This window comes from Paenibacillus sp. FSL F4-0125 (assembly GCF_038008565.1).
Taxonomy (GTDB): domain Bacteria; phylum Bacillota; class Bacilli; order Paenibacillales; family Paenibacillaceae; genus Paenibacillus_AQ.
In genome coordinates this window covers 1,781,410-1,806,733 of sequence record NZ_JBBOZJ010000001.1, presented here as the reverse complement: position 1 = coordinate 1,806,733, position 25,324 = coordinate 1,781,410, and the positions used below count along the sequence as shown (strand labels likewise).

Annotated in this window: 16 protein-coding genes; 2 read left to right on the top strand and 14 right to left on the bottom strand. The window is 46.7% G+C overall.

Going from position 1 to position 25,324, the window contains the following annotated elements:
* Nucleotides 1-72 precede the first annotated feature (72 nt).
* Nucleotides 73-4,791 (top strand): LamG-like jellyroll fold domain-containing protein, encoded by a 4,719-nt coding sequence (locus tag NST74_RS07930; protein WP_341111354.1) that lies wholly within the window; start codon nt 73-75, stop codon nt 4,789-4,791.
* A 244-nt stretch (nt 4,792-5,035) separates the two neighbouring features.
* The gene (locus NST74_RS07925; RefSeq protein WP_341111351.1) at nt 5,036-5,944 is read left to right on the top strand and encodes an ArsR/SmtB family transcription factor; all 909 of its coding nucleotides are present in this window, start codon (nt 5,036-5,038) and stop codon (nt 5,942-5,944) included.
* A 153-nt stretch (nt 5,945-6,097) separates the two neighbouring features.
* Here the strand turns inward: NST74_RS07925 and NST74_RS07920 are convergent, their stop codons facing one another.
* The 14 genes from NST74_RS07920 to NST74_RS07855 all read right to left on the bottom strand — a co-directional run bounded on the left by NST74_RS07920 (nt 6,098) and on the right by NST74_RS07855 (nt 25,316).
* Entirely contained in the window at nt 6,098-6,370 is a 273-nt protein-coding gene (locus NST74_RS07920; protein ID WP_341111347.1) for a DUF6171 family protein, read from the bottom strand.
* A gap of 12 nt (nt 6,371-6,382) precedes the next feature.
* Nucleotides 6,383-7,879, bottom strand: coding sequence for an alpha-N-arabinofuranosidase (locus tag NST74_RS07915; RefSeq protein WP_341111345.1), 1,497 nt, complete (start codon nt 7,877-7,879; stop codon nt 6,383-6,385).
* A gap of 101 nt (nt 7,880-7,980) precedes the next feature.
* Nucleotides 7,981-8,688 (bottom strand): DUF421 domain-containing protein, encoded by a 708-nt coding sequence (locus NST74_RS07910; protein WP_341111342.1) that lies wholly within the window; start codon nt 8,686-8,688, stop codon nt 7,981-7,983.
* A gap of 75 nt (nt 8,689-8,763) precedes the next feature.
* A complete protein-coding gene (locus NST74_RS07905) occupies nt 8,764-10,005 on the bottom strand; it encodes an S-layer homology domain-containing protein (protein ID WP_341111341.1) in 1,242 nt (413 codons plus the stop codon).
* Nucleotides 9,920-11,599 carry an Ig-like domain-containing protein gene (locus NST74_RS07900; RefSeq protein ID WP_341111338.1) on the bottom strand — a complete coding sequence of 560 codons (1,680 nt, stop codon included), beginning with the start codon at nt 11,597-11,599 and terminating at the stop codon, nt 9,920-9,922. The genes NST74_RS07905 and NST74_RS07900 overlap by 86 nt, the downstream gene beginning before the upstream one ends.
* A 229-nt stretch (nt 11,600-11,828) precedes the next feature.
* Nucleotides 11,829-13,661, bottom strand: coding sequence for a glycoside hydrolase family 35 protein (locus tag NST74_RS07895; RefSeq protein ID WP_341111336.1), 1,833 nt, complete (start codon nt 13,659-13,661; stop codon nt 11,829-11,831).
* A gap of 29 nt (nt 13,662-13,690) precedes the next feature.
* Nucleotides 13,691-14,965 carry an alpha-L-fucosidase gene (locus tag NST74_RS07890; RefSeq protein WP_341111333.1) on the bottom strand — a complete coding sequence of 425 codons (1,275 nt, stop codon included), beginning with the start codon at nt 14,963-14,965 and terminating at the stop codon, nt 13,691-13,693.
* 118 nt (nt 14,966-15,083) lie between these two features.
* On the bottom strand, nt 15,084-16,481 hold the full coding sequence (locus NST74_RS07885; RefSeq protein ID WP_341111332.1) for an ABC transporter substrate-binding protein: 1,398 nt from the start codon (nt 16,479-16,481) through the stop codon (nt 15,084-15,086).
* 141 nt (nt 16,482-16,622) lie between these two features.
* Complete coding sequence (locus NST74_RS07880; protein ID WP_341111329.1) at nt 16,623-17,459, bottom strand: carbohydrate ABC transporter permease; 837 nt, start codon at nt 17,457-17,459, stop codon at nt 16,623-16,625.
* A 15-nt stretch (nt 17,460-17,474) separates the two neighbouring features.
* A complete protein-coding gene (locus NST74_RS07875; protein WP_042125419.1) occupies nt 17,475-18,404 on the bottom strand; it encodes a carbohydrate ABC transporter permease in 930 nt (309 codons plus the stop codon).
* 269 nt (nt 18,405-18,673) lie between these two features.
* On the bottom strand, nt 18,674-20,257 hold the full coding sequence (locus NST74_RS07870) for a response regulator transcription factor (RefSeq protein WP_341111327.1): 1,584 nt from the start codon (nt 20,255-20,257) through the stop codon (nt 18,674-18,676).
* Nucleotides 20,257-21,978 carry a sensor histidine kinase gene (locus NST74_RS07865; RefSeq protein ID WP_341111324.1) on the bottom strand — a complete coding sequence of 574 codons (1,722 nt, stop codon included), beginning with the start codon at nt 21,976-21,978 and terminating at the stop codon, nt 20,257-20,259. The genes NST74_RS07870 and NST74_RS07865 overlap by 1 nt, the downstream gene beginning before the upstream one ends.
* Before the next feature lie 67 nt (nt 21,979-22,045).
* A complete protein-coding gene (locus NST74_RS07860; protein ID WP_341111322.1) occupies nt 22,046-24,205 on the bottom strand; it encodes an alginate lyase family protein in 2,160 nt (719 codons plus the stop codon).
* On the bottom strand, nt 24,195-25,316 hold the full coding sequence (locus NST74_RS07855; RefSeq protein ID WP_341111319.1) for a glycoside hydrolase family 88 protein: 1,122 nt from the start codon (nt 25,314-25,316) through the stop codon (nt 24,195-24,197). Before NST74_RS07855 ends, NST74_RS07860 begins: the two co-directional genes overlap by 11 nt.
* Nucleotides 25,317-25,324 lie beyond the last annotated feature (8 nt).

Sequence of the window (25,324 nt, the reverse complement as noted above, 5' to 3'; positions counted from 1 at the left end):
TATTGTAAGCGTTTTACATTTTTTCTCTGCACCACCGCAATTTCTAATCACTAGAATCGGAGGATCATGAATTTGAGGAAAACAACTCGTAAACTAACCGCTTCACTTCTTGCACTCACTCTGCTAGTACCTGCACCACTCCTTTCAGCGGCTTCTGCAAGCGATTCAAAAGCCACCGTACAATCCACGCAACAACAGACTATCGATTATATGGGCCACTGGGCACAGAAGGATTTTCAATCCTGGGTAGATAAGGGTTTAATTTCAGGTTATGGCAAAGGAATATACAAACCGAACCAGGAGATTACCCGCGCGGAATGGGTCACATTAATTAACCAGGTCTTTAATTTGCAGGAAAAATCCGAAATCAGCTTCACGGATGTGTTGAAAGCGGGCTCACATTACAAGGATATCCAGAAAGCAGTAGCTGCAGGATATGTAACAGGATATGACGACGGTTCCTTCCGACCACAACAGGTAGTAAGTCGTCAAGAAGCCGCAGTAATGCTGCACAGACTATTCCAGCTTAATGCTTCCGCGAATACCTCTGCTCCGAAAGATGTTGAAGATTTACCTTCTTGGAGCCAAGAAGCTGTATTATCTTTATTTGGTGAAGGTTATTTGAATGGTTATAGTGACGGCAGTTTTAAAGGCGCAAAGGCTGTAACAAGAGCAGAAGCTCTTCGTATGATTGAAAAGTTAGCCGGGGAAATCACTTCAAAGAGCGGGAGCTATACAGGGATTACCACTCAGAATATGGTTATCAGTAGCCCGGGTGTTGAATTGAACAACTCCACTATCTCCGGAAACCTGTACCTTACCGAAGGTATTGCAGAAGGCGACATTACGCTGAATAATGTCACCGTAAAAGGAAAAGTATACGTGTCCGGCGGCGGAGAAAATAGTATTGTATTCAACAATTCTAATGTTGCCGACATGGTCGCAGATAAGCGTAACGGCAAACTCCGCATCGTTACTAAAGGATCGAGTGTCATACCGAACGTACGTGTACATTCTGGTGTAACGCTTGAGGAAGATAGTACTTTAACGGACGCAGGCTTCGGCCGGGTTATTATCGAGAATACGCTCCCGAACGATTCAATCATCACGTTAAGAGGGAACTTTGATTCCGCCGAGGTACAAGCGTTGGGAGTGCCTACATTACATCTAGCTGCAGGCAGTATTGCTGAAGTTACACTGAAGCAATTAGCTAAGCTGCGTGTAGAGGCAAGTACAGAAATCAAGAATCTCATCCTTGGCATAAACGATATGATTACTATCCAAGGTACTGGGAAAGTCGGCTTTGACAGTAGATTCAGCCACCTAATCAAATTTGAAACGCCTACTCCGACAGCTACGGCAACCATAGGTACAGGTGGATCAGGTTCTGGTGGATCGGACGGCGGCGCAGTTGCTACACCGTCTCCGACAGCAACACCTGCACCGGGAGCTACCGCACCAACACTCACCAATGTTTCAGTACATGATCCGTCGGTAGTCGTAGACAAAGGTACGTATTATGTGTTCGGGTCTCACATCGATGCAGCCAAATCAAGCGATTTGATGAACTGGACTCATTTCACAAACGGCTATACAACACCGGGCAACGTACTCTTTGGTGATCTTTCGGCGAATTTGGCAGAATCCTTTAAATGGGCTGGAGAAAACGATTCTGACAGTAAAGGCGGGTTCTCCATATGGGCTCCAGACGTTTTCTATAATGAGGATTATAAGAATGCAGACGGAACAACTGGCGCTTATATGATGTATTACAGTGCTTCTTCCACTTACATCCGCTCAGCGATTGGCTTTGCCACTTCGCAAAATATCGAGGGTCCTTACACCTATGGGAATACCGTAATCTATTCCGGTTTCACCAAGGACGAGGATTACGATACTAACAGCAAGATCAATAAAAAATGGACAAACACTAATATTCAGAAGCTTATCGATAACGGAACATTAGAAGGTTTCAACCCCGATTGGTTTGATGCAGGCGGCTCTTATAAGAATAAAACATATACAAACGCAATTGACCCTACCTTGTTCTACGATAAAGATGGCAAGCTATGGATGACTTATGGATCATGGTCAGGCGGCATATTTATTCTGGAAATCGATCCAGCTACCGGCGAGCCTAAATATCCAGGAAAAGATAGCAAAACTGCTGATGGACGTTTAATTGACCGCTATTTCGGAACCCATATTTCCGGCGGGATGACCAAATCAGGTGAAGGACCTTATATCGCTTATGATAAGAATACCGGTTATTACTATTTGTATGTGACTTATGGAGGACTGGCGTCCGACGGTGGTTACAACATGCGTCAGTTCCGATCAACGAATCCGGACGGCCCTTATGTGGATGCTGCCGGACAAAGTGCAGTGCTCGCAACGAGCAATGACCATTCAGCGGTCGGCAACAAAGTCCTCGGAAACTTCATGTTCACAAATTTGAATAGCGACCCTGACTTCCAAACCTACGGTTATGTAGCATCAGGTCATAATTCAGTGAATTACGACGAAGAGACCGGTAAAATCTTCAACTTCTTCCATACTCGTTTCCCGCAGCGCGGTGAAACACATGAGCTTCGTGTGCATCAAATGTTCACGAATGAAGACGGCTGGCCAGTCACTTCCGCTCACCGTTACACAGGTGAAACTATCACAGCTGTTAAGCAGGAAGATGTTGTTGGAGCCTATCAGTTCGTGAATCACGGGAAAGACACTTCCGCTAAAATCAAATCTACAACAGATATCGAACTGCGCAGTGATGGCACCATTACAGGATCTGTAACAGGTACTTGGGAGCTAAAAGGAGAGTATTACGCCGATCTACTCCTCAATGAAACCGAAAGCGGAGCTGCCGTACAAAATCTCTACAAAGGTGTATTTGTGAAGCAATGGGATTCCTCCCGCCAAAGCGATGTTATGACTTTCACAGCAATGTCCAACAAGGGCGTTACTGTCTGGGGCAGCCAAATTGAACTGCTCAGCACTGAACAAATTGTATCCAATATTAAAGATAGTTTAAGCTTGGGCAATACAAGTAAAGTATACAAAGATCTTACACTCCCAACTGAGGCCGTAAGAGGAACGGTTATTACATGGTCATCTTCCAATACAGACGTAGTAGAAAACGATGGTTCAGTTACTCGTCCAGAAAAAGGACTCGGAAATGCAACGGTTGAGCTTACTGCTACGATTACACTGGGTGCATCTACTGCAACGAAGTCCTTTACTATCGTTGTAATGGAACTGACCGGAAATATGCTGGAAGACGGTTTGGTGGCAGCGTATGATTTTGAAGGAGATCTTTCAGAGAAAGGAGATCGTACTGATAAGGGTACAATTACCGGCAATCGGATTAACAATACGGGTGGTAACATCACCTACGAGACGGGTGAAGAAGGCCTTGCAGCCAAATTCGACGGTAACTCCGGTGTTCGTCTACCGAACGGTTTGATTAAAGGCAACACCTATACAATAGGCATGTGGCTTAATCCACAAGAATTGACACAATTCACCACTGCTTTCTTTGGTGCTACAACAGATACCAATTGGATCAGCCTCTTGCCTTATGGAAACGGCGGAGCTACAACTCGGATGTGGTTTGGTAGCCAAACCTTCCATGATGCAGAAGCAGGCATGCAAATTCCAGTTAACCAATGGTCCCACATAGCCTTCACTTACGATGCTGGAGCTGTGAAACTGTATGTTAACGGAGAATTGAAGTACACAGGAAAAGGATTTACGGATGTTTTTGATAGCGAGGATGCAGTATTCTCCCTAGGTGTAAACTATTGGGATATCCCATACAAAGGTTTGATCGATAGCCTGCGGATCTACGAAAGTGCACTTTCCGCAGAAGCTGTAGACTTGCTAGTACACGGTCAGCCCGACAGTAATGTTAAAGTAAGTACGATAACCATAATAGAGCCTGAAAAAGCACTGGAATTAGGAAATAGCTTTACACCTCAAGTAAAAGTACTGCCTACCGATGCCGGAAATAAGAAATTAACCTGGAGTTCTAGTGACTCCAACGTAGTTTCAGTTGATGCTTTAAGCGGAACGGTAACAGCGCTTACGGTCGGTGGCGAAGCAGTGATTACGGCCACCGCGACTGATGGAAGTGGTGTTACGGCTGAATATAAGGTAAAAGTTACGGATGGTAGAGTAGCCTATTATGCTTTTGATGGAAACCTTGATGACTCCCTCCAATTGGTTGGTACTGGGCAGGTTACGGGAATTAAAATCGAAGCTCCCACTGTAGGTAACATCACTTACGGTAACGGTATCTCTAATCAAGCAGCGGTATTTGACGGTGTTTCGGGTATCCGGTTGCCTGATGGATTAATTGACAGTAATACTTACACAGTATCTATGTGGCTCAACCCTGAGCAGCTCACAAAAGCAACAACAAGCTTCTTCGGTGCTGCTTCGATAAATAGCTGGATCAGTTTTGTACCACAGAACAGTGATGGTATAACACTGTTGTGGTCAGGTCAGGCTTGGTACGATGCCCTTACAGGTATGACTATCCCAGAAAAACAATGGACACATGTAGCGTTTACAGTCAAAAACGGTACAGTTAAGGTTTATATCAACGGAGTTGAGAAATTCTCCGGCGAGGATTTTCCTAATGTATTTAGAAATAAGAATGGTGTATTCGCTCTTGGGGTAAATTATTGGGATGTACCCTATAAGGGAATGATTGATGAACTGAAGATTTTCAGCAGAGCACTCAAATCAGACGAAATACTGACAGAGTATAACTCGAATGTAAATTAAGAGAATCATCATCTGAAAAGAGAGCGGAGCCTCAGGCTCCGTTCTTTTTTTCTCGAATCACGCTATCAATTATGAAAGAGCGTTCAGAAATTTTCTCCCTTTCGTATTGTAAAACAAGCATTTAAATAATATAATCATTAACTATACGTCTTGAAAAAACGATAATTTGACCTTTGTCATTAATAAACTACTTAATTTCTTAATCATCAGCGCGTAACCATAAATTTAAAATAGGAGGCCATCTATGAAACTTGACCTGTCGGAAGAATCTCTTCCCGTCTACGAAGCTTTAGCCAGCTCAGTGCGTCTACATCTGTTGCGTTTACTTGCCGAGAATCCTATGAATGTCAAGGAATTGGCCGCAGCGGTAAATTTGAGCAGCGCCATTATGACTATGCATGTACGCAAGCTGGAAGCTGCAGGACTCATCCAGACACATATGGCACCTGGACGAAGTGGTCTGCAAAAGATCTGTACACTAGCTGCTGAAAGTACCGAAATCACCTTTCCGGGCAGACAAATCAATGAGCGCAAAAGCTACCGCAAGGAAATTCCTGTTGGACATTATTCCGACTTCCTGATTGAGCCTACCTGCGGTCTAGCAACTATGGAGCAAGTGATTGGCAGCTTTGATGACCCCCGTTATTTCTGGGATCTTGAGCGTATGAATGCTGGTATTCTTTGGTTCGGCAAAGGATATATCGAATATAAAATTCCTAACTTTCTCCTCTCCAGTCAACAGCCAGAGGAACTAATTATTACGATGGAGATTGCTTCCGAAGCGCCCTCCATTAATAATAATTGGCCCTCCGATATCACTTTCACACTGAACGGAGTGAAGCTCGGATTCTGGACAAGCCCCGGTGATTACGGAGACAGACGCGGCAAATATACACCGGCTTGGTGGCCAGCACTCACGAACCAATACGGCCTACTTAAACAACTGCGTGTAACACCTAAAGGCACATTTATGGATGGTCTGAAACTCTCTGACGTTACACTGGATCAAGTGAACATCCTTAACAAGCAGTGGACCTTCAAGCTTTCTGTCGATGAGGATGCCGAGCATATTGGCGGCATTACCCTTTTTGGCAAAGGCTTTGGCAACTATAATGACGATTTAATCGTTGAGCTGTTCTATACAGATGCCTAAGAAGAAACGGTTATCGTCTCTTAAAGAGGATAACCGTTTCTTGAATAATATAAGACATTAACGGTAGCGTGAATTTCTAATATTTCACGAATAAAGCCGCATTCATCTCTCCTTGGAGAGTCGAATGCGGCTATTGTTTTACCTTATATCATGTTAAATGAAGGATCCCCATAATCCGCCACCGGGCAGTGGACAGCTGCGTTCCTTAAGCTTAGCTACAACGGGAATAATGCAGCCACAAGCAACACAAGTCACGCCCTCATGCAGCTTAGGACAAGTCCTGCAAAGAGCAACTCGCTCAGCATAAACTTCATCCGGAACACAAAGCTCTGTCTTAAACATGCTTGTTGACAAAATACGCTCGATCTGTGCTTCGGTAACCTTATAATCGTCTCGACACCCCTTGCATGCAGATGTTGTTGACATGATAACACCACCTTATGCCTTTGGCGTAATCTTCAGCACAGTTACTGACATTGGAGCCAGCTCTACATTAAGAAGATCACCTTCAAGTGTAAAGGCTGTAAAAGCTTCCGGTACGACTGCATCTGGCTGACTAAATGTATTATGAGCATCTATCTTGTCACCAACGAGCGTAGTACCGGTCACTTCAACCTTCTGCCCTGAAAGACCGCGTAACTCTAGGGGTACAGTAGCTGAGGCAGCGTGATTCAAGTTGCAAAGACTGACATGAATGATTCCAGCGTCTGTTACAGAAGCTGAGGCAGACACTTCAGGAATCTCGCGGCCCTCAAAGCTGTAAGTCCCACTATCGATTGCTAAATCCAACAGCTCAGCATCCTGATGGATTTTAAACATATTGAATACATGATAGGTAGGCGTTAGCAGCATTTTTTCTCCTTCGGTTAAAATCACCGCTTGAAGCACGTTAATGGTCTGAGCAATATTTGCCATCCGTACCCGATCACTGTGTTTATGGAAAATATTCAGTGTCACACCAGCTACTAGGGCATCCCGAATCGAATTCTGCTGATATAGGAATCCTGGATTCGTACCCGGCTCAACATCATACCAAGTTCCCCATTCGTCAACGATAAGGCCTACTCGTTTATCCGGGTCATATTTATCCATAATAACGCCATGCTTAGTAATTAGCTCATCCATGCGAAGTGCCTTTTCTAAGGTGCTAAACCATTCATCCGTTTCAAAACCTGTTGCTGCCCCTTTATTCTCCCAAGCTGGACCTGGAATCGTATAATAATGAAGCGTAATCGAGTCCATAAAGCGTGTGGCTTCACGCATCAGAACTTCCATCCAGTGATAATCATCCACGTTAGGACCACAAGCGATCCGGTGAATACGGTTGTCCCCATAATTACGAACATACGTCTGATATTGGCGATAAAGATCTGCATAATATTCTGGACGCATATTCCCGCCGCAGCCCCAGTTCTCATTACCAACGCCAAAATAAGTCACACTCCAAGGCTCTTGATGGCCATTCTGCTGGCGAAGCTCAGACATTGGTGAAACACCGCCAAAGGTTAAGTACTCCACCCATTCGGACATCTCTTGAACCGTACCACTTCCCACATTACCATTAATATAAGGTTCACATTCCAGCATCTCACATAATTCCATGAATTCATGCGTACCAAAATGGTTGTTCTCAACCGTGCCGCCCCAATGCGTATTGATCATCCGCTTACGGGTTTCGCGATCACCAATACCATCTTTCCAATGATATTCATCCGCGAAACATCCACCCGGCCAGCGAAGTACTGGAATCTGAATTTCTTTAAGCGCTTTCACAACATCATTACGAATACCATTAGTGTTAGGAATCAGTGAATCTTCTCCTACCCAAATACCTTCATAAATACAACGTCCTAGATGCTCAGAGAAATGTCCATAAATATTTTTGTTTATTTTGCCTTTGCGAATGTCTGTGTTAAGTATTGCGCGCTCTGCCATAAATAAGTACCGCCCTTCAACATTTATATTTTTATTAACTAATTAATAATTATACAAACATTATAGAGCGGTCTTCCGCGATCCGTCAATCTCCAATATCACTATTCTTTATCAATAGGCTTGTTTATCTTGTCTTCATAATAATCAAATACAAGCTGCTGCTGCGTGCCTCTTACCCCGTAAAATACGTCGGAGATCCGTTTCCCCTTCCGTCTTAACTCATTCTCCAGCCATTCTTTGGTCAGACCATTATTTTCAAGATTTTCTTCAATGAGAACGCCATCCATAATTAACTCTACGGGAAAGCTCTGAGAGACCGAAGAAAGCTTCAAATCTTTTCGGGTAACATATTGATACTCTTGTTTCTTTAAGACGGATACCATTCCGTTATCTTCTAATATGGCGTACTCTACTACCTCTAAATTAAAAATTTCTTTTTCCCTCAGCGCCTGTGCCAAGGAATCCAGTGTATACCTTACCTTTTTCATATTTTCTTCAAGAATTTTCCCATTTTCGATAAGTACCGTGGGTGAACCCGATATCCAGCTTCGCATTCTACGACTCTTTATTGCGATGACTGATAGCAGAAAAGATGTAGCTGTGATAACAATAAGCGCCACGATCATATATGATGATTGTAGATCTTTATTAAAAGCCAAGTTCGCCGCAAGCGATCCCAATATAATACCTGTTACGAAATCATGAAACGTCAAATTAGAAATCGTTTGTTTACCCAATATTTTAGCTACCAATAACAGCATGATCATCGCTACTACTGTACGAAGCACAATATCCAGATGCGCTTGCATCACTCAACCCCCTATCTCTCCTTTCCCATTATTTACAGACGCAGTAGAAATGAAACATCACTACAATTGAAGTAATCATTGTACAGATAGATTCATGCGGATAGGCTTTCGGAGATTTCTATAACCGCCAAAAGGGCTCTGGAATGGTTCTACTGAACCGTCCCAAAGCCCTGGCTTCGAACTCTTACTTTTTATTCTTGATTTCAAGCAGATGATGCAGAACCATTGCCCTTCAGCTCGGGTTGCTGAGCCTCCCGGATCGAAGTTCCGGTCACTCCGGCCCTGGATGAGTCCAAGGACTTGGGCGGCAATGATTGATTCACGGGCCCATGAGGCAGCCGTACTCAAATCACCGAATTGGATTACAGACTTTGATTCCACCTTTTTCCCGCTGACATATTCGTAGGCCCGCATCACCATGACTGCCATCTCTTGACGGGAAATAAGAGCTTCTGGAGCGAAGCGGGTCTCGCTCATCCCATGGACGATCCCCGCCTCTACAGCCTGCGCCACTACCTCCGCATACCACTGATCCGCAGATACATCCGTAAATACTGTAGATGATTTTACTTCAAGACCCAGCAAACGGGTCAGCATGGCTGTAAATTCCGAACGGGTCACTGACCGATTCGGATCGAATTTCCGAAGCCCAACGCCTTGAATCAGATGTTTAGCGGACAGTTCTTGAACAGCCTCATGCACCCAATGTCCGGATGGAACATCATCATAGGATTTGTTGTATTCCAGCACGGCATATGTGCCTAAGTGTTCAGTACTCAGAGCCACCTTGCCCTTCAGCCAGGAACCGCCCGCATACTCCATATTTCCGGAATCCAGAAAATAATAGCTGCCGAGTAAATTCCTGTTCGTCTCAGGGTGAGTGTTAAGCTCTAAGGTAAGTTGATCTACAAATTGGTGAATTACACTCTTTTTCCCGTCTGCTGTGGCAATATAGAGCTTAAAGTCAAGGAATTCACCTGCCAGGTTCAGCTCTACGCCGGATTGCTGCGCTGCGCTTGCCAGCATCCGTTGTGCTGCTTCCCCTTCCACCTCGGAAGCCTCCAGAAAGATCTGGCTGCCGGCTAATTGCTCCGCAGGAATCAAGTCCCGCAATTGTTGAAGCACCGCCGCCGGAAGGGTCACATTGAAGTTAGAAGCCTCTACCCGAAGCGGCTTCTGCTTAAGTATATCTGCTGCCATTCCCGGCAATACTAGCACTCTCAATTTACCCTCATAGACAATTGCTGCCGAGAGATCGTTCAACGAAGCGGCGTTTAGTTGCAGCCGCCCCGCCGTTTCCTCCAGAACGGAAGGCACTTGTGGTTGCGAACTCGGGACAGTTGAAGAAGTATCTTCCGCTTGTAGAATCCATAAATTGACCGTTGTAGATCACCGGCTCATAAGTCTGAGCTACCCATTCGTAAATGTTCAGAACATTCGGGTCCGTTATTGGCCATGGAGAATCGGTCAGCAGATAAGACATATCCGCCGTACCTTTGAGCCAGACCGAACCATATCCTCCCGTATAGGCTATATTATTATGCTGAACGAGGGAGCCATCCTTATACACACCGTCTCCATGGGTTGTGTAGACATACTCAGAGCCTATGGAATCACGGCCCTGAATGATCTTCGCACTGTTGTTGCCAATCACGCCTCTTACCGTGACCACAAGCGCTTTATCCAGCAGGTTCGCTCCCGTCATCTTCGTGCCCTTAACGCCAAGCACCGACCCTACTTTGGGATCTGGACAGAAGGCATCTATAGCCGCAAGATACTGATTGATTTGCTGCGGCGTCAGATGGTCATACATGAGCACCATAAGATCATTCACAACCTGCGGCGTGCCGATCTCCCAGTCCCACCAGTTCCCATAAGCACTTTTGCTCGGGTTGTAACGGTTGGTGTACATCCAATTGATTGCGCTTACAATATCATCCGCCAAAGCGCTTTTGCCGTAATGCTCCGATCCCTCCACAGAATAGGCCAACGCCATAGTCTTCAAGCGATTGTAAGCGCTTGTAATAAACTGCGAATCTGTAGTGCTCGCGGTATCACTCCACAAGGAGGTGCGGCTGGAGGATTTGTTCATCCCCTCCCAAAGTACAGCAGCCGAAGCAGCCTGAGCGCTTATACTGGCAGCTATATCAGTATCACTCCCATCGTATTGGCCACCACTTAATCGGTCGTACCATCTCAGCCTCAATTTATTGTAAGCCTGTATCGTGTCGGGAGCTTCAACAGTAACCAGACATTCGGCTGCAAGGCTACCATCCGGCGTAGCAATCTTGATGGTCGAAGATCCGATCCCCGTTCCCGTTACGTTACCAAGTGCGTCCACAGTCGCAGCTTCTGGATTGCTCGAAGTCCATACTACCGTTTTATCCACCGCCGTTATAGGGGATAAAGTCGGTAGAAGTGCAACCGTGTCCCCTTTGACCATAGAGAAGGCTGTACGGTCTAGCGCAATTCCTGTAAGACCCGCATATTCCTCCAATACGATATCATCTATCCATAGCTTACCTTTTCCAGTCTCCAAAAAAGGCTCAATGACAAGCTTCGTCGCGTTAGCCGGCATAGTTAGAAGTACTTGCTGCAAACTCCAGTCCTGTGTGCCTGTTATTTTAGGAGAGGAAGGTCCATCTCCCACTTTAGCAGTATTGTAATATTGTGTTCTAAAGTAGGCTCCCTGCCCAGTGACATTGTCTGTCTTCAGCCAGACTTTAAATCTGTAGGATTTACCGGGGATAACCGAAGTTACCCCCTGATTGATGGAAATCCTGCTTGTCGCAAAGGCATCGAATAGCATGGACCGGGTTCCTTCATGCGCAGTGCCAGTGTCTATCTTGATATTTGCAGTTTTATTCGTCCCTTTTCCGCTACCAGTGGGTACCCATAAGCTCCAGCCCACCGGAGCAGAGTCTGAACCCCTGTCCAGGTGGAGTCCAGGGTTGTCGTTGAATTCTCAAAACTTCCGTTAAGCATAAGATTTGATGCAGCCGCAGATGCCCTGCTGTCCGAGTGATAAAGAACTCCCGCACAGGAAGAAAAAAGATCAACAATGAGAACTAATACTAAAAACAGACTTGGTTTTCGCATTTGTTCACCCCAATCTTAGAATAGGTTAAAGCTAAAAATGTCTACAATTTATCTTCCTGTACAAAATTCAGCACGGCATCGTCGATAGCTGAAGTTTTTCCCAGATCCGGGAGATTCACAAGTTCGATTTCGCAAGTCTCCGCACAGCCGTGCAGCTCCAAAAGAACAAGTTCATTACGCCCTTTGCGCAGCAATGGACCGGGAATATATAGGGCCCTTTGCGGTCCTGCGTTCCAGTAGCGGCCCAGATTAAAGCCGTTGATCCAGGCAACCCCTTTATTCCATCCATCGAACCGTAGAAAAGTATCGCCAATTTCCTCCGCCTCAAAGCAGCCCCGGTAAAATCCGGGTAGTCCCGACGATATCGTAGCTTCCCGCTTCTCCACTGGCTGCTCTTTGTACGTTAGCGAAGCCAGCGCTTCAGGCCCGAGCGGTAGAGGACGGATCGTCCAGTTAAATTGCAGCTGGTTATCGATCCGAACTCCGTCCAGAATCCCTTTCAGATCGCGAATGAGCGGTCCATAGTTGATCCGACCCATATTCTCTACGAGAATATCCAGCTTCGCTCCCCCAGCAGGAATAGAAATTTCCAGTGGCTGCGGATTCCAGCGTTCAATTACCCCAAGCAGCTGCCCATCTAGGAAGACCTGCGCCCGATCCCGCACGCCTTCGATGTGAAGCTTCTGCCTGGACCGAGGTCCCTTTACAAAAGTACTGTACACTATAAAGCCATAAGATTGTCCGAGCTTCTCCATCGGCTGAACATATACACTGTTCACCGGTTCGGATAACTTATCCAGATTGGAAGCTGTGAACAGTTCCGCTCTTTCCGTCAAGGCAACTTTTCCATAGGAGATCTTCGGAATCGGCTCAGGGAGTGAACAAGTCGGGGCAAATCCATGCTTGCCAAGTACCGACCGGACAGCTTCAAATTTTGCCGTCGTATCTCCCCATTCCGTGAGTGGAGCATCATAGTCATAGCTTGTAGTCGTCGGCTCGTAGCCGACGATATGATTCGCCCCATTATAGAAGCCAAAATTGGTTCCGCCATGGAACATGTACATATTTAGTGAGGAGCCATGCGTTAGGATATCATCCAGAACGCCAGCTACATCTTCGGCATCACGTACATGATGATCCTCCATCCAGTGATCGAACCAGCCGTTCCAATATTCCATCACCATCAGAGGTTCATCAGAGCGGTACTCCCTATATTTGCGGAAAGACTCCTCTGTACTAGAACCAAAATTGACTGTTGCATGCACACCCTCCAACGTTCCACCGAGCAACATCTCATCCGTTGGCCCGTCGGAAGTAAAGAGCAGCACATCTACCCCTCTGCTGACCAATCCATTACGCATATATCTCAAGTAGTTACTGTCATTTCCATAACTTCCATATTCATTCTCTACCTGGACGGCCAGAATCGGCCCACCATGTGTGGAGAGCAGCGGAACCAGCCGAGGAATTAGCTCATCGTAATACCGATCCACTTTACTTAAATAAAGAGGGTCACAGCAGCGAAGCTGAATTTCCCCGTAAGCCAGCAGCCAGCCCGGCAGACCTCCGAACTCCCATTCCGCACAAATGAATGGACTCGGTCTGACAATCACATGAAGCCCAACCTCTCCAGCCAGTTCGATAAAAGAGACAACATCGGCCATGCCATCAAATACGAACTCCCCTTCCTTAGGTTCATGCATATTCCAGGCGATGTAGGTCTCTACGGTATTAAATCCGCAGGCTTTCAATTTCAGCAGCCGGTCTTTCCAGTATTCAGGCACAACCCGAAAGTAATGAATCGCTCCCGATACAATCCGGTAAGGCTGTCCGTCCAGCAAATATTGTCCGTTGTTCCAGGTGAGCAGGCTCATAATCGACAACCTCCTTTTTTAACATTCATTTATTCTAACGTTTCTCCACAGTGGTAAACGGCAATCCGTCTGATCTCGGGATTTGCGGAAGCTTCCGTCACCCGAAGTCGTAATTTCTCTGCACATACTGGAGGGAAAGCGTCGATTTTCTTATGGCCAATCGCACTGCCGTGCTTCAACTCCAACCACTCCCCGTTACTGTAAGCTTCCAGCACATATCCTCCCACCCGCTCGCCGTAAGCGATGTCCTCCATAATCTCGGCGTGGTCAATCACAGCAGCCGTTGGCAGCTCCAGCTCAATAAGATCTCCAGTGCCAGCTGTTACCGCCAGAGCCTCGCCGAATCTACGCTGGATCTCCTTACCGAATTCCAGCAGACGCTGCACATCGGCCTCCGGAAACAGCCCGCGGTTATCAGGGGCTACATTGAGCAGCAAAGTCGCCCCATGTCCGACCGAACGATAATAAATGTCCATTAGCTGTTCTAGGGACAGCAGCAAATGCTCTTCCTCAGGATGCCAGAACCAGCGGTCTTTACGGATGGGCACATCACATTCCGCAGGCACCCAGCTTGGCGTTCCGGGAAGCCAATTTAGCGAAGCTTCACTGAACATGCTCCCCCGTGCGGAATTTGCAGTGTTCCAGCATGGATAAGGAGCAAGGCCATCCTCATTGCCAACCCAGCGAATGGTTGGCGCTCCCATATTAAACACCATAGCCCCTGGCTGATGGAGCTTAATCAGATCCATAATCCGCCGCCAATCATAATTGCGGCCCTCAGATCCTGCACCGTCAAACCAAATCTCCGTAAGCGGACCATATCCCGTAAGCAATTCCTGCAATTGCAGGGCATAGAAATCATCGTACGCTTGCGGATCCGCATAACACGGCTCATGTCTGTCCCATGGAGACAAATAAATGCCAAAGCCGACTCCAAGGTCCCGGCAAGCTTCTGCGCACTCCTTGACGACATCGCCGCGGCCTTCTTTCCACGGACTGGAAGCCACAGAATAGGTGCTTGTCGCAGTCGGCCACAGGCAGAATCCGTCATGATGCTTAGCTGTCAGTATAAAATAACGGAAACCGGCTTCTTTAGCTGTACTAACCCATTGGCGGGCATCTAGTTGAAGCGGATTGAAAACCGCAGGTGAATCACCGCCTTCTCCCCATTCCTGATCGCAAAACGTATTGATGCCAAAATGGCAGAACATCCCCAGCTCCAGGTCTTGCCAGGCCATCTGCTCTCTGGAAGGCAGCGCTGCCAGCTCTTCCGGCTTGTTCTGTGAAGATATGCTTTCCATCATTTTTGAACTCTCCCGTGTGTTTGTGTAGGCTCCCTTGTAAAAAAAAAGGCTTTGGAAAGCCGGTTGATGACCTTCCAAAGCCCCGTCCACAACTTGGGATACCTCGCTTACTGCCTATTTATTTGATGACGCCTTTTTCGTTGATAATTTTCGTTGCTTCATCGACCATCCATTGCTGAACTTTATCAATCGATTCATTGCCGAGCATAAATCTGCTGAAACCGTCATCGATAATTTTGGTCAACTCGGAAGTTGCTGTAGTCATCACCTGTGCACCGTCGAGGAACTGAATTTCGCTATCGAAGAGTGTATATTTGAGTGAATCCATATCATACATATCTTCTTTTCCAGCAACCAATTTAGTCAGTAGAGCCTCATTGTCAGCTTTTTTATAGCCGGAGAATTCCAGTCTGTTATCACTAACAGCCGTTGACATAAATCTCATCAGTTTAAAGGAAGCTTCTTTGTTCTTCGAAGTTGCACCCATCGCCAGCATGTTGCCGCTGGTGAAGTATTTGCCTTCGTATTCTTTCGGTTCCGATCCTGCCGGAGGCACCGGCACTGGGGCAAAGGCTGTCTTGAATTCATGCGGATACTGCTCGGTGTTACCCGGATCAGCAATCGTCCAGTTACCAGCCAGGATCATAGCGGCTTCTTCATTGAAGAATTCCGTGCGGTAATTGAGCTTAGCAGCTAAAGCGTCCGCATAGGATTTCGCGGATTTATCAGCAGACTCCATATCTTTGCGCAGCTGGAAGAAATATTTGTAGGTTGGATCCGCGAAAATGGTTGTTCCGTCATCATACACGAACGGATCTTTCATCATCGTTTGGGCCGGAGCGTTCATGTACAGCTCCCAAGTGTGGAAGTATGTGCCGTAACGTTTATCCACGCCTTCGCCTTTGGTCAGTTTTTTAGCATAGTCGCGGTAGTCATCCCATGTCCAGCCAAAAGTAGGAACAGGCAACCCAGCTTCATCCAGCGCGTCCTTGTTTAGCATCACATAGTTGCTGCTCTTCGTGTATTGCATCCCATAATATTTGCTATCGACCTTAGCGTTCACATAATATTCATCCTCGGGAACGAGGTTATCCTTGTCATAGAATTCATTCAGCGGGGCAAGTGCTCCACGGGTTGCCCGTTCAAGCACGCCGCCAAGACTCGGCACCTGAACAACGTCAATCGCTTCACCGGAAGAAATCAGGAAGTCGAGTTTTTTCAACATTTCTACGGAATCCCCTGGAACGAGTGTCACATGCTCTACCTTGATGTCCGGGTTTTGATCCATAAATTCCTGCAGCATGGCATCGGTGCCTACCGATTGAGCTTCATTGTCCCAGTTGTAATACTTGATGGCGACCTGCTTGTCCGCCTTAACATTTCCTGCATTTGCACTTGCGTCAGCACTGCCATTCTCCGCCGTATTGCCGGAATTACCACAAGCGCTTAGCGTTAAGGAAACCGCCAGCATGGAGCCTAATACAACGGATAATCTCTTTTTGCTCTTTGTTTTCATTTTACTTCCCCCCGCACTGAATTTTAAGTATAGTGCCTTGTTCATTTCTTATTATAGGCATCCGCTTTACTGGCCAAGTGCACAATTTTGCTGTTGTAGGATCACTTTTTTGACTTTTACTATCTATCACACACTCGCAGGTCAGCCCTTAACGCCGCCCAGCGAGATTCCGTTAATGACTTGCTTCTGCAAGGCAATGAACACAATGACGAGCGGTATGATCGCCGAAACAGCCGCCGTCATCATAATCGCATAGTTGTTCGAATAATCATCCCGGAACAGTGTCATACCGAGTGGGATAGTGTACAAATTCTTATTTAGTAAGAAGATCAACGGATTCTGGTAATCATTCCAGGTCCAGATAAATTTGATGATTGCCACCGTAGCGAGCACCGGTTTACAAAGCGGAATAATGATAGACCAGAATATCCGCAAATGGCCTGCACCGTCAATTCGTGCCGCTTCAATATATTCGTCGCTGACACCTATCATAAATTGCCGCAGCAGGAACGTGAAGTAGATGGAGAACATACTCATTAATATGATTGCCGCATGGGTATCGTAGAGGCCGAACCAGCGAATCAGCAGAAAACGCGGAATCAGTGTGGCCTGATCAGGAATAATCATGAACGACAGCAGCGCCAGAAACACCATATTCCGTCCTTTGAACTTGATTTTGGTCAAGGCGTACGCCGACATAGATGAAATGATAAGTGTAATTAAGGTTGTTATAATCGCAACTTTAAAGGAATTTAAATAAAAATGAGAAAAAGGTACTCGTCCCATCCAAACCATCTTGAAATTATACGCTACATTGATTTTCTCGGGAATCCATTGGATCGGGAAGCGCATTACATCTTTCTCATATTTAAAGGCTGCGGAAATCATCCAGATCAGCGGAATAAGAAATACAATGGACAAAGCCCCCATGATACTGGTAGTGATCACTCTGGACATATTTTTTCTAATCAGTTGCATGTTAATCTCCCCCCTTTATTCTTCATTTCTCATTTTCCAAGTAGCTGCGGTGATCAAGCCTATGACGGCGAATAGCAGCCAGGAAATTGCAGAAGCGTAACCCATGTTGTAATATTTGAACCCTTCCTCATAGATCCTGAACACAAGCACGGTAGAAGAATTATTCGGGCCACCTTCGGTCAAAAAGGCGATGATGTCGAACACCTTAAACGAGCCAATCAGCATGGTGATAAGCAAGAAGAACGTGGTTGGACGCAGCATTGGAACCGTGATGGCAAAGAATTTTTTCAGTGCACTGGCTCCGTCTATTTCGGCGGCTTCGTAGATTTCATCGGAAATATTCGTCAAACCGGCCATATAGATAATAATGGTATAACCCAGACTCGCCCAGGAACTGATAATAGCAATCGATAACAGCGAGGTCTTTGGATCCACCAGCCATTTCGGAGGACTGGAAATTCCAAGCTCCATCAAGAACTGATTGATCGGTCCAAGGGACGGATGGAACAATGCGCTCCATACAGCAGCAATCGCAATGATTGAAGAAATATAAGGGATAAAGAAGGCCACTTTGAAATAATTTTTGAGAAATACACTGTTTTGAATCAATGCCGCCAGCACCAAAGCAATCGCAATCGGTATCGGCACGGTCATAATCATATAAATGGCATTGTTCTTCAAAGCTTGAATGATGCTCGGATCATGGAACATTTTGATATAGTTATCCAATCCGATAAACTCGATCCCTTGAACCCCCGACAATAGATCCCATTTCGAGAAGCTTAAATAAAGTGAGAATCCAAGTGCAAATACATTAAGAAAAAGCATTCCGACAATTTCCGGAGCTAGAAACAGCCACCCGGTCAAAGCCTCTTTCCGCTGCGGAGTCCAGAACTTCCGCTTCTCCTGCAGAATTTTTGGCACAGGTTGTTTTGCAGCCTCCACGTTGTATCACCTCGACAATTTGATTTGTCATTATAGTAATATATCCGCCTTCCGCATGAAGGAGTGATTATGACCCGAGATGTGCAAGATTTTGACCTTTGTCCGTAGGCAAGCTAAAGTGCCTTCGGCGTCCTTTTAAGGACGCTAAGCATTTATGCAAGAATTATAAGGATAATGTATAGCGTGAAACTTATACATTATCCTTATAATTCAACAAAAAAACCGCCCTAGATGGGCGGGATCTAATCGGTAGGTTAAAAATTACGCTCTCAGCGTACCGAGTGTTTGGATTTATACTCGCTAGGCGTTGTTCCCACATATTTTTTAAACACTTTTGAAAAATAGGTTCTGTCCGAATATCCCAGACCGACGGCTAGCGATTCCAGGTTCTGGCTGGATATTTTCAGCATTTTGGTCGCAACCTTCATCTTGTGCTGATGTACATAGTCCGTAAAGGTCAGACCTGTCATGCGCTTGAAATAACGCGAGAAATAGCTCGGGTCCAGAAAGAGATAACGTGCCATATCGATTGAAGTGATATTATCGCCAAGATGCTGATCGATAAATTGCTGGATAAGCTGCAGCTTCGGCTCCTGCGGGGGAGCTCCTGCCACCTGCTGCTTGCTGCCTGTAATCTGCACCAGCTTTCTTTCCACCAGTTCCATCGTATCCTCCAGTGTGCGGGTTTGCACGAGATAGACGAACAGATCCTCATCGAACGTTAGGCTAGTGAACATCAGCTCGATACCGCGGAGCATAAAGGATAAATCCCGGACGAAATCGCCCGGATGGATAGCCATACCTTTTGCAGTCTTAGCGATTTCCTGAAGAGTGCCACGGATGGCTTCAAGATCATTTTTAATCACGGCCCGCTCCATCTGCGGGATATAACTATCCAGAAATCCTGGAGGAGCGGGCTGGAAGCGAGGGGTAGCGATTTGCAGAGTATCCAGAACTGTGTAATCTGCACTCGCATAAAACTCGCACTTGTCCTTGACAATTTGCCGATGAATCTGTCCAATCGCCTGCAGCTCTATTTTCTCAGTGACTGCGATGATGCCCGGTTGAATCTTAAGGAGATGGGAGCACTCGGAACACAATCGCTGTAAATAATCATGAAAATAAAGACTGGCATTCTGCGCCAGATTCACTCGGTAATTATACAGAATCACAATATTTTTCTGCTCCAAAAAAGGCGTAATCCCCTCACACGCTTCGGACAGCTCTAGGGCTATATTGTAGATGGCATATAAAATAAGTGGATACTCGCTCTGCTTGTACCGCTTCTCGAAACTGGAAAAGTGAATGCTGACTGTGCCCAGCATGAACCACGGGTACGTCCAGGATATGCCAATTTGCGTCGCATAGGCCAGCGTGGTTTCGGGCGGAGCGCCGCCGATCACCCTTTGCAGCAAATTCTGCCGGAATAGCTGGCTGTTGTAACCCGTCTCCCCATGCTTGATTAAACCGATCTTCGATTTAAGCAAGCGTACAGACTTGGCAAGGCTATTCTCCAGCTGCTCATCCGTAAGCTGATCCTTGATTAAATAGTCATCCACCTTCAGCTTTACCGCTTGCTGAGCATAATGAAAATCCTCATGACAGGTCAGGAAAATAATTCTGACCTCCGGCTTCATGCGGGTAAAGTAATCTGCCAGCTCAATCCCGTTCTTTTGCGGTAAGCCTATATCCGTGATCACGATGTCGGGCTGCACTTCCTCAAACATTAATAACGCCTTGGCACTGGAATAGGTGCTGCCGACAATCTGCAAGCTATGTGCTTCCCAGTCAATCATCTGCTGAAGCACCTTGAGCATAGGAACATCATCATCTATGAGCATCACTTTATACATCAATATCCCTCTCTCTCCGACAGATTAACCTGATGATTGCCTTGCGGCAAATACAGAGAAACGGACACCCCACCTTGCGGCAAATTATGCAGCGACAAGCGGGTATCCTGACCATAGGTCAGCCTCAGCCTTTGAACCACGTTAATTAAACCGACCCTTTGATAAGTTGCATCCTGTTCATCGCCCTTGTACATTAACCTGCGGTTCAATCCCGCCAAAACTTCTGCCCCCGCACCGCAGCCATTATCTTCAACTTCAATCAGAATCCCATCAGGGATCGTTCGCGAACGAACGACAATACGCGGTGCCGGGTGGTCAACTAAACCGTGAACGATGGCGTTCTCTACGAGTGGCTGCAGAATCAGCTTAGGGACGATGAGCTTCTCTGTATCCGCTTCCAGATCGACCTCCAGTTCAAGAGGGATTTCGTTGCGGATCTTCATGATGTCAATATAATGGCCGAGCAGTTTACATTCTTCCCGCAAGGTAGCCGGTTCATTGACCTTTAGATACGCCCGGAGCAGACTCATTAGCGAATCAATGATCCCGCTGTGGAGCTTATCTTTAGCCAAAATAAGGCTGCATTTGATTGAATTCAGCGTGTTGATCAAAAAGTGGGGACGAATCTGCATAAACAGCGCTTCCAGCTCCATCACTCGCTTCTGTTCCTGCTCCAGCTCGATGTCGTGAATCAATCCTTGCAGTTGGTCCAGCATAGTATTCAACGTCTGCCCCAGCTCAGCGATTTCATCCTTGCCCTTGACCTCCAGCCTGACATCAAGATTCCCCATCCCGAACTGGCGAACAACGCGCTGCAGCTTCATGATCGGACTATGCAATCTTTTGGCAATCAACATAGAGGTGGCCGAAAAGACAATGAACAAAAGAAGCACCAAGCCAATACCACTATAAAAAGTTCGCGAAATCTGGCCTGACCATTCTTTCTCCGAAGCTTCATAGACCAGCTGCCAATTAGATTTGTCGATGGCTCTGGCCGTTCGTACGCTTCCTCTCGCTTCCTTACCTTCTGGAGCTAGTTCTGTGTTCCCGGCAATCAGGCCGCCTCCGGAATCAAACAACGCAACCTTTCCAAATTCAACCGGTCCAAGCAGCTTGTTGAAATAGGCCTCGGGAATGGAGATGAGAAGCACGGATACCTGCCGTTTCTCCCGGCTGTCATAGATTACTCTGGCAATATAGTAGCTGCTGCTTTTGCCTGAACCGCTGTCAGCCATCCCCAGCCATTGCAAGGTCTCCGGTTCGTGAATATTGACACGGCCCATCAGCTTGTCCATGTTGGCATTAATCACGGATAAATTCTCAGTCCCAGAGGAGATCACAAAGTGCTTCCGGTTAACCAAATACATGCGAATGTTATTATTTAGCGGCTTAGAGTTGATAAGCGAAAACACATCCTGAATTTGCGTAAATTGTACGTAATCCTGATAGGTGTTCAGCCGCTCGGTATCTGCAAAGACCTTCAGGTTGGCGCGAAAATTGGTATCGTTTACAATAAAATGCGATGCAAATGTCACATCATCAATGGTCTTGTTTAGTTCGTCAATCATAACGTTCAGGAAGTTATCGTTGCTGAGCTGTAGCTTTTCTACCATCGTATCCCGAATTAGCACAAAGGAGATGATCGATACTGCAATCAGCGGGATAAAAATCAGCAAAAGAAATGATGCCTGGATACGTCTATAGTAAGTGAATTTGAACATGTTTTCCCCGCGCCTCTCTCATGCTCTTTTCTTGTATTCTATCAGCCCGTTATCCAGTATACATGCATTATCTGATTACCGTGACTTTCTTTTGACCGTTTGCGAAAACAATAAGGACCACTTCACCAAATATTTGTATACCTTCTACTACATAGGAATCCAAGTGACTGGATGGAACCTCATGGCTGATCACGATAATATGCTCCTCATTCCTTTCAGGGAGGCTGATACGGCAGGCCTCGGCCTGTGCAGCATCCACTGCTTCACCCGTATGACGGTAAATCGCCACCTGTTCAACCAGAGGACAAAACTGCTCGCCGGGAGGCTGCGGATACAGCACTTGCATGATCGAAACCTTCCCTTTCCCCGTTCGGGAATACACAGCATGCTGATTGGGTTCCAGCAGATTGTATTCGCGGGAGATTACCCCGTCATCAACCTTGCCCTGAAGTCCTTCAACATTAACAGGAATGATGCAAAGATTGGCTTCCCGCTCATTTTTAGTACGGCAAATAAATGTTTCGTCTTCCATCTGAACCGCTCCGGGCGCAAAATGTAAATGCTGGGAAAACGTATGCTCCTGCCGGCAGCTGAAGCTGTCGACCAGAAGCCAGTAATAAGGCTTGATGAATATAATCCTCCTAAGCGGGTGTACCGGATCATTCAAATGACGATAACCGTCATGGCTGCCTTCTACATAATCAAATTCCGGCTTGCTAATCCATTGGGTGCCCGTTGGCTTCGCAATTTGGGAGAAGGACCATGTATCCGTGATTTCGGTAAATCCAATTCCGTCAACAGTGGTCGTATTATGGGCAGCGCTTTCTTTTAGCGCTTTTCTGAGTGGTGTATGATCACTATAGTTGTATCTGCCTAGATCGGTAAGCATATCCCGCCCATAAGCATACAGATCGAAATGTAGCAGATCCGCGTGCCCATGTCCACCCCCAAGTGGTCCGCAGTGGAAATATAGGTACAAATCCTGCTCATCCCAACCCGTCCGCATCACATAATGGCCGGAATGTACAAAAGAATGTGACAAGTAAGACGGTTCCTCTGCCAACAGCCGCGCGTAGCCCTCAACGCCAGTCAACCCGAACAACCAGGCATTATCATAATCCATTTGATCGTATCCGCCAAAGCGGAGCACAGAATCCTGGAACAACCAACCCGCATAAGTCAAAATTGAACGGACATCGCTATCATCGCTATCGCCGAGCATCGGCTGCCGATGATTCGGCTTGGCCCAATATAATGAAGCAACGGCCATTTGACGTACCTTTTGCAAAAATTCATCCTCAAGCTCCAGTCCGTTCATACGGGCCAAGCGGATGCAGTCGAGAAAACATACCAGAACTTCATGGTGATAAGTGGGGGATTGCTCCCAGTGGATACCGTCCGCCATGATCTGGATTCGAGCAGTCTCCCCTAATCTCTCCTCACCGAGACGTTGCCAGTTTCTGGCCCTTGTGAACTCAGGGAAGTAGAGCGCGGTTTGGAACAAGCCACAAGTCTCCAGAACCCCCCAGTTGCTGATATTCTTCCAGCCCGTAAACGATGAAGCTAAATATTCACCGTGTTCATGCAGAGATATCATCATTTTTGCCAGGAGCGTCGGTGTGAGCAGCGGACTTTCCTGTATATAGGATAACGCTTTGATCCAGTTAGCACAGCGAAGGCCCGCTTCAATGGTGCGCCAAGTCAGCGTATCATTCGTAGGCATGTCTGGAACAGGATTACGGTCCAGCCAATCTTCAAGCTGACAGCAAAATGCCCTCGTATATTTTTCATTACCAGTTATCGCATACGCTTGTCCTAATGCCACCCAGTAACGATGGCGATTCAGCATATAAGCCCATTCTACATCTTTGTCAGGAACATAACGCCAGTCAATTTTTTCCTCAAAGGTAACCGGAATGCTGCTTCGTTCCATGTCCCAGGGAAAGCGGAAGAGAAATGTCTGCTCGACGACTTCGTCCGCCGTCTTTATTACAAGTTCCAGGTCATCTGTGCAATAGTGCTGTATATAGTCGATAAGCTGCTGCTTCCGGTTATCTGTTCTCCAGCCCGGCGTACTCCGGCTGGTCAAGTACTGATGCAACGCAGTCAGCGCATCGTCCTGCCGCGCTTGGTCGAGCGCATCCTTCACCGGAGCTAGAGCGGGTAACGCAAGGTCGAGTAGCGTAAAGACGGAATACGGAGAGGTTTGTTGGTCATCAGCGTTCATACCAGTACCCCCTGCTGCCTTTTTGCAGCCGCAGCAACGCTTCGAGATAAAAATAATCCCCCCAGATCATGAAATCATCCGGAGAAAGATCGCCGCGCACATGGTAAGAACCATGCTTCAGCAGCCCCTCCGCGTCTTCACCGATCGTGGAATAGTTCTGCACAAGTGAAGTCATCGACTGTATTAATCCCTGCTGAAAATAAGCTCGTTCGGGATCTTCCTCATCCATTAGCTCTAGCAGTTCCTGAAGTCCGGCCGCAACAATTGCAGACGCCGAACTATCCCTATAAGTATCCGCGGCCACCGGAGCATTGAAGTCCCAATAAGCTACATGATCCTGTGGCAAATGCTCCAGGAAATAACGGGCCATCCGCTTGGACGTTTCCAAATACAATGGATCCTTAGTATAACGGTAAGATAATGCAAAACCGTAGACGCCCCAGGCCTGACCGCGCGTCCAAGTCGATCCGTTAGTATAGCCCTGATGCGTAGCGCCCCCAATCGGCTCTCCGGTCTTCTGGTCGAAGAAAAACGTATGGTAGGAGCTGTCATCTCCCCGTACCAGATAACGTTTCGTTTTATCCGCCTGCATGATCGCCACCTGCCGGTATATGGAATCCCCGGTCTGTTGTTCCGCCCAATACAGAAGAGGTAGATTCAGCAGGCAATCAATAATGATACGCCCGCCTTCTTGGGCATCTCCGATAGGTCCCCAAGCCTGAATATATCCACCGTCTGTGCGCCAGCGCTTCAGCAGTAAGTCTGCCGCTTGCAATGTCAACTGAAGTGCGGATTCGTCTTTTTCTATCATCCACTGGGCTTTGGAGGATAACGAATACAAGAATCCTATATCGTGATGATCAAGCACCGTCTTTGCCGCGAAACGGCGCCGGAAATCCTCTACGGTATGAGATGCCGCAATACGGAAGCTGTCATCCTGCGTATATTCATAGCACAACCACAACATGCCACTCCAGAATCCGTTAGTCCAGTCGTCGTTGTTATTGAGCTGGTAGGTTCCATTCTTGCTGACATGAGGGAAACTGCCCCCAAACCGATCTATGTTCTTACGTACCTTCTCTATTGCATCTTCAATCGCACTGCTCCACATAAGTTTCT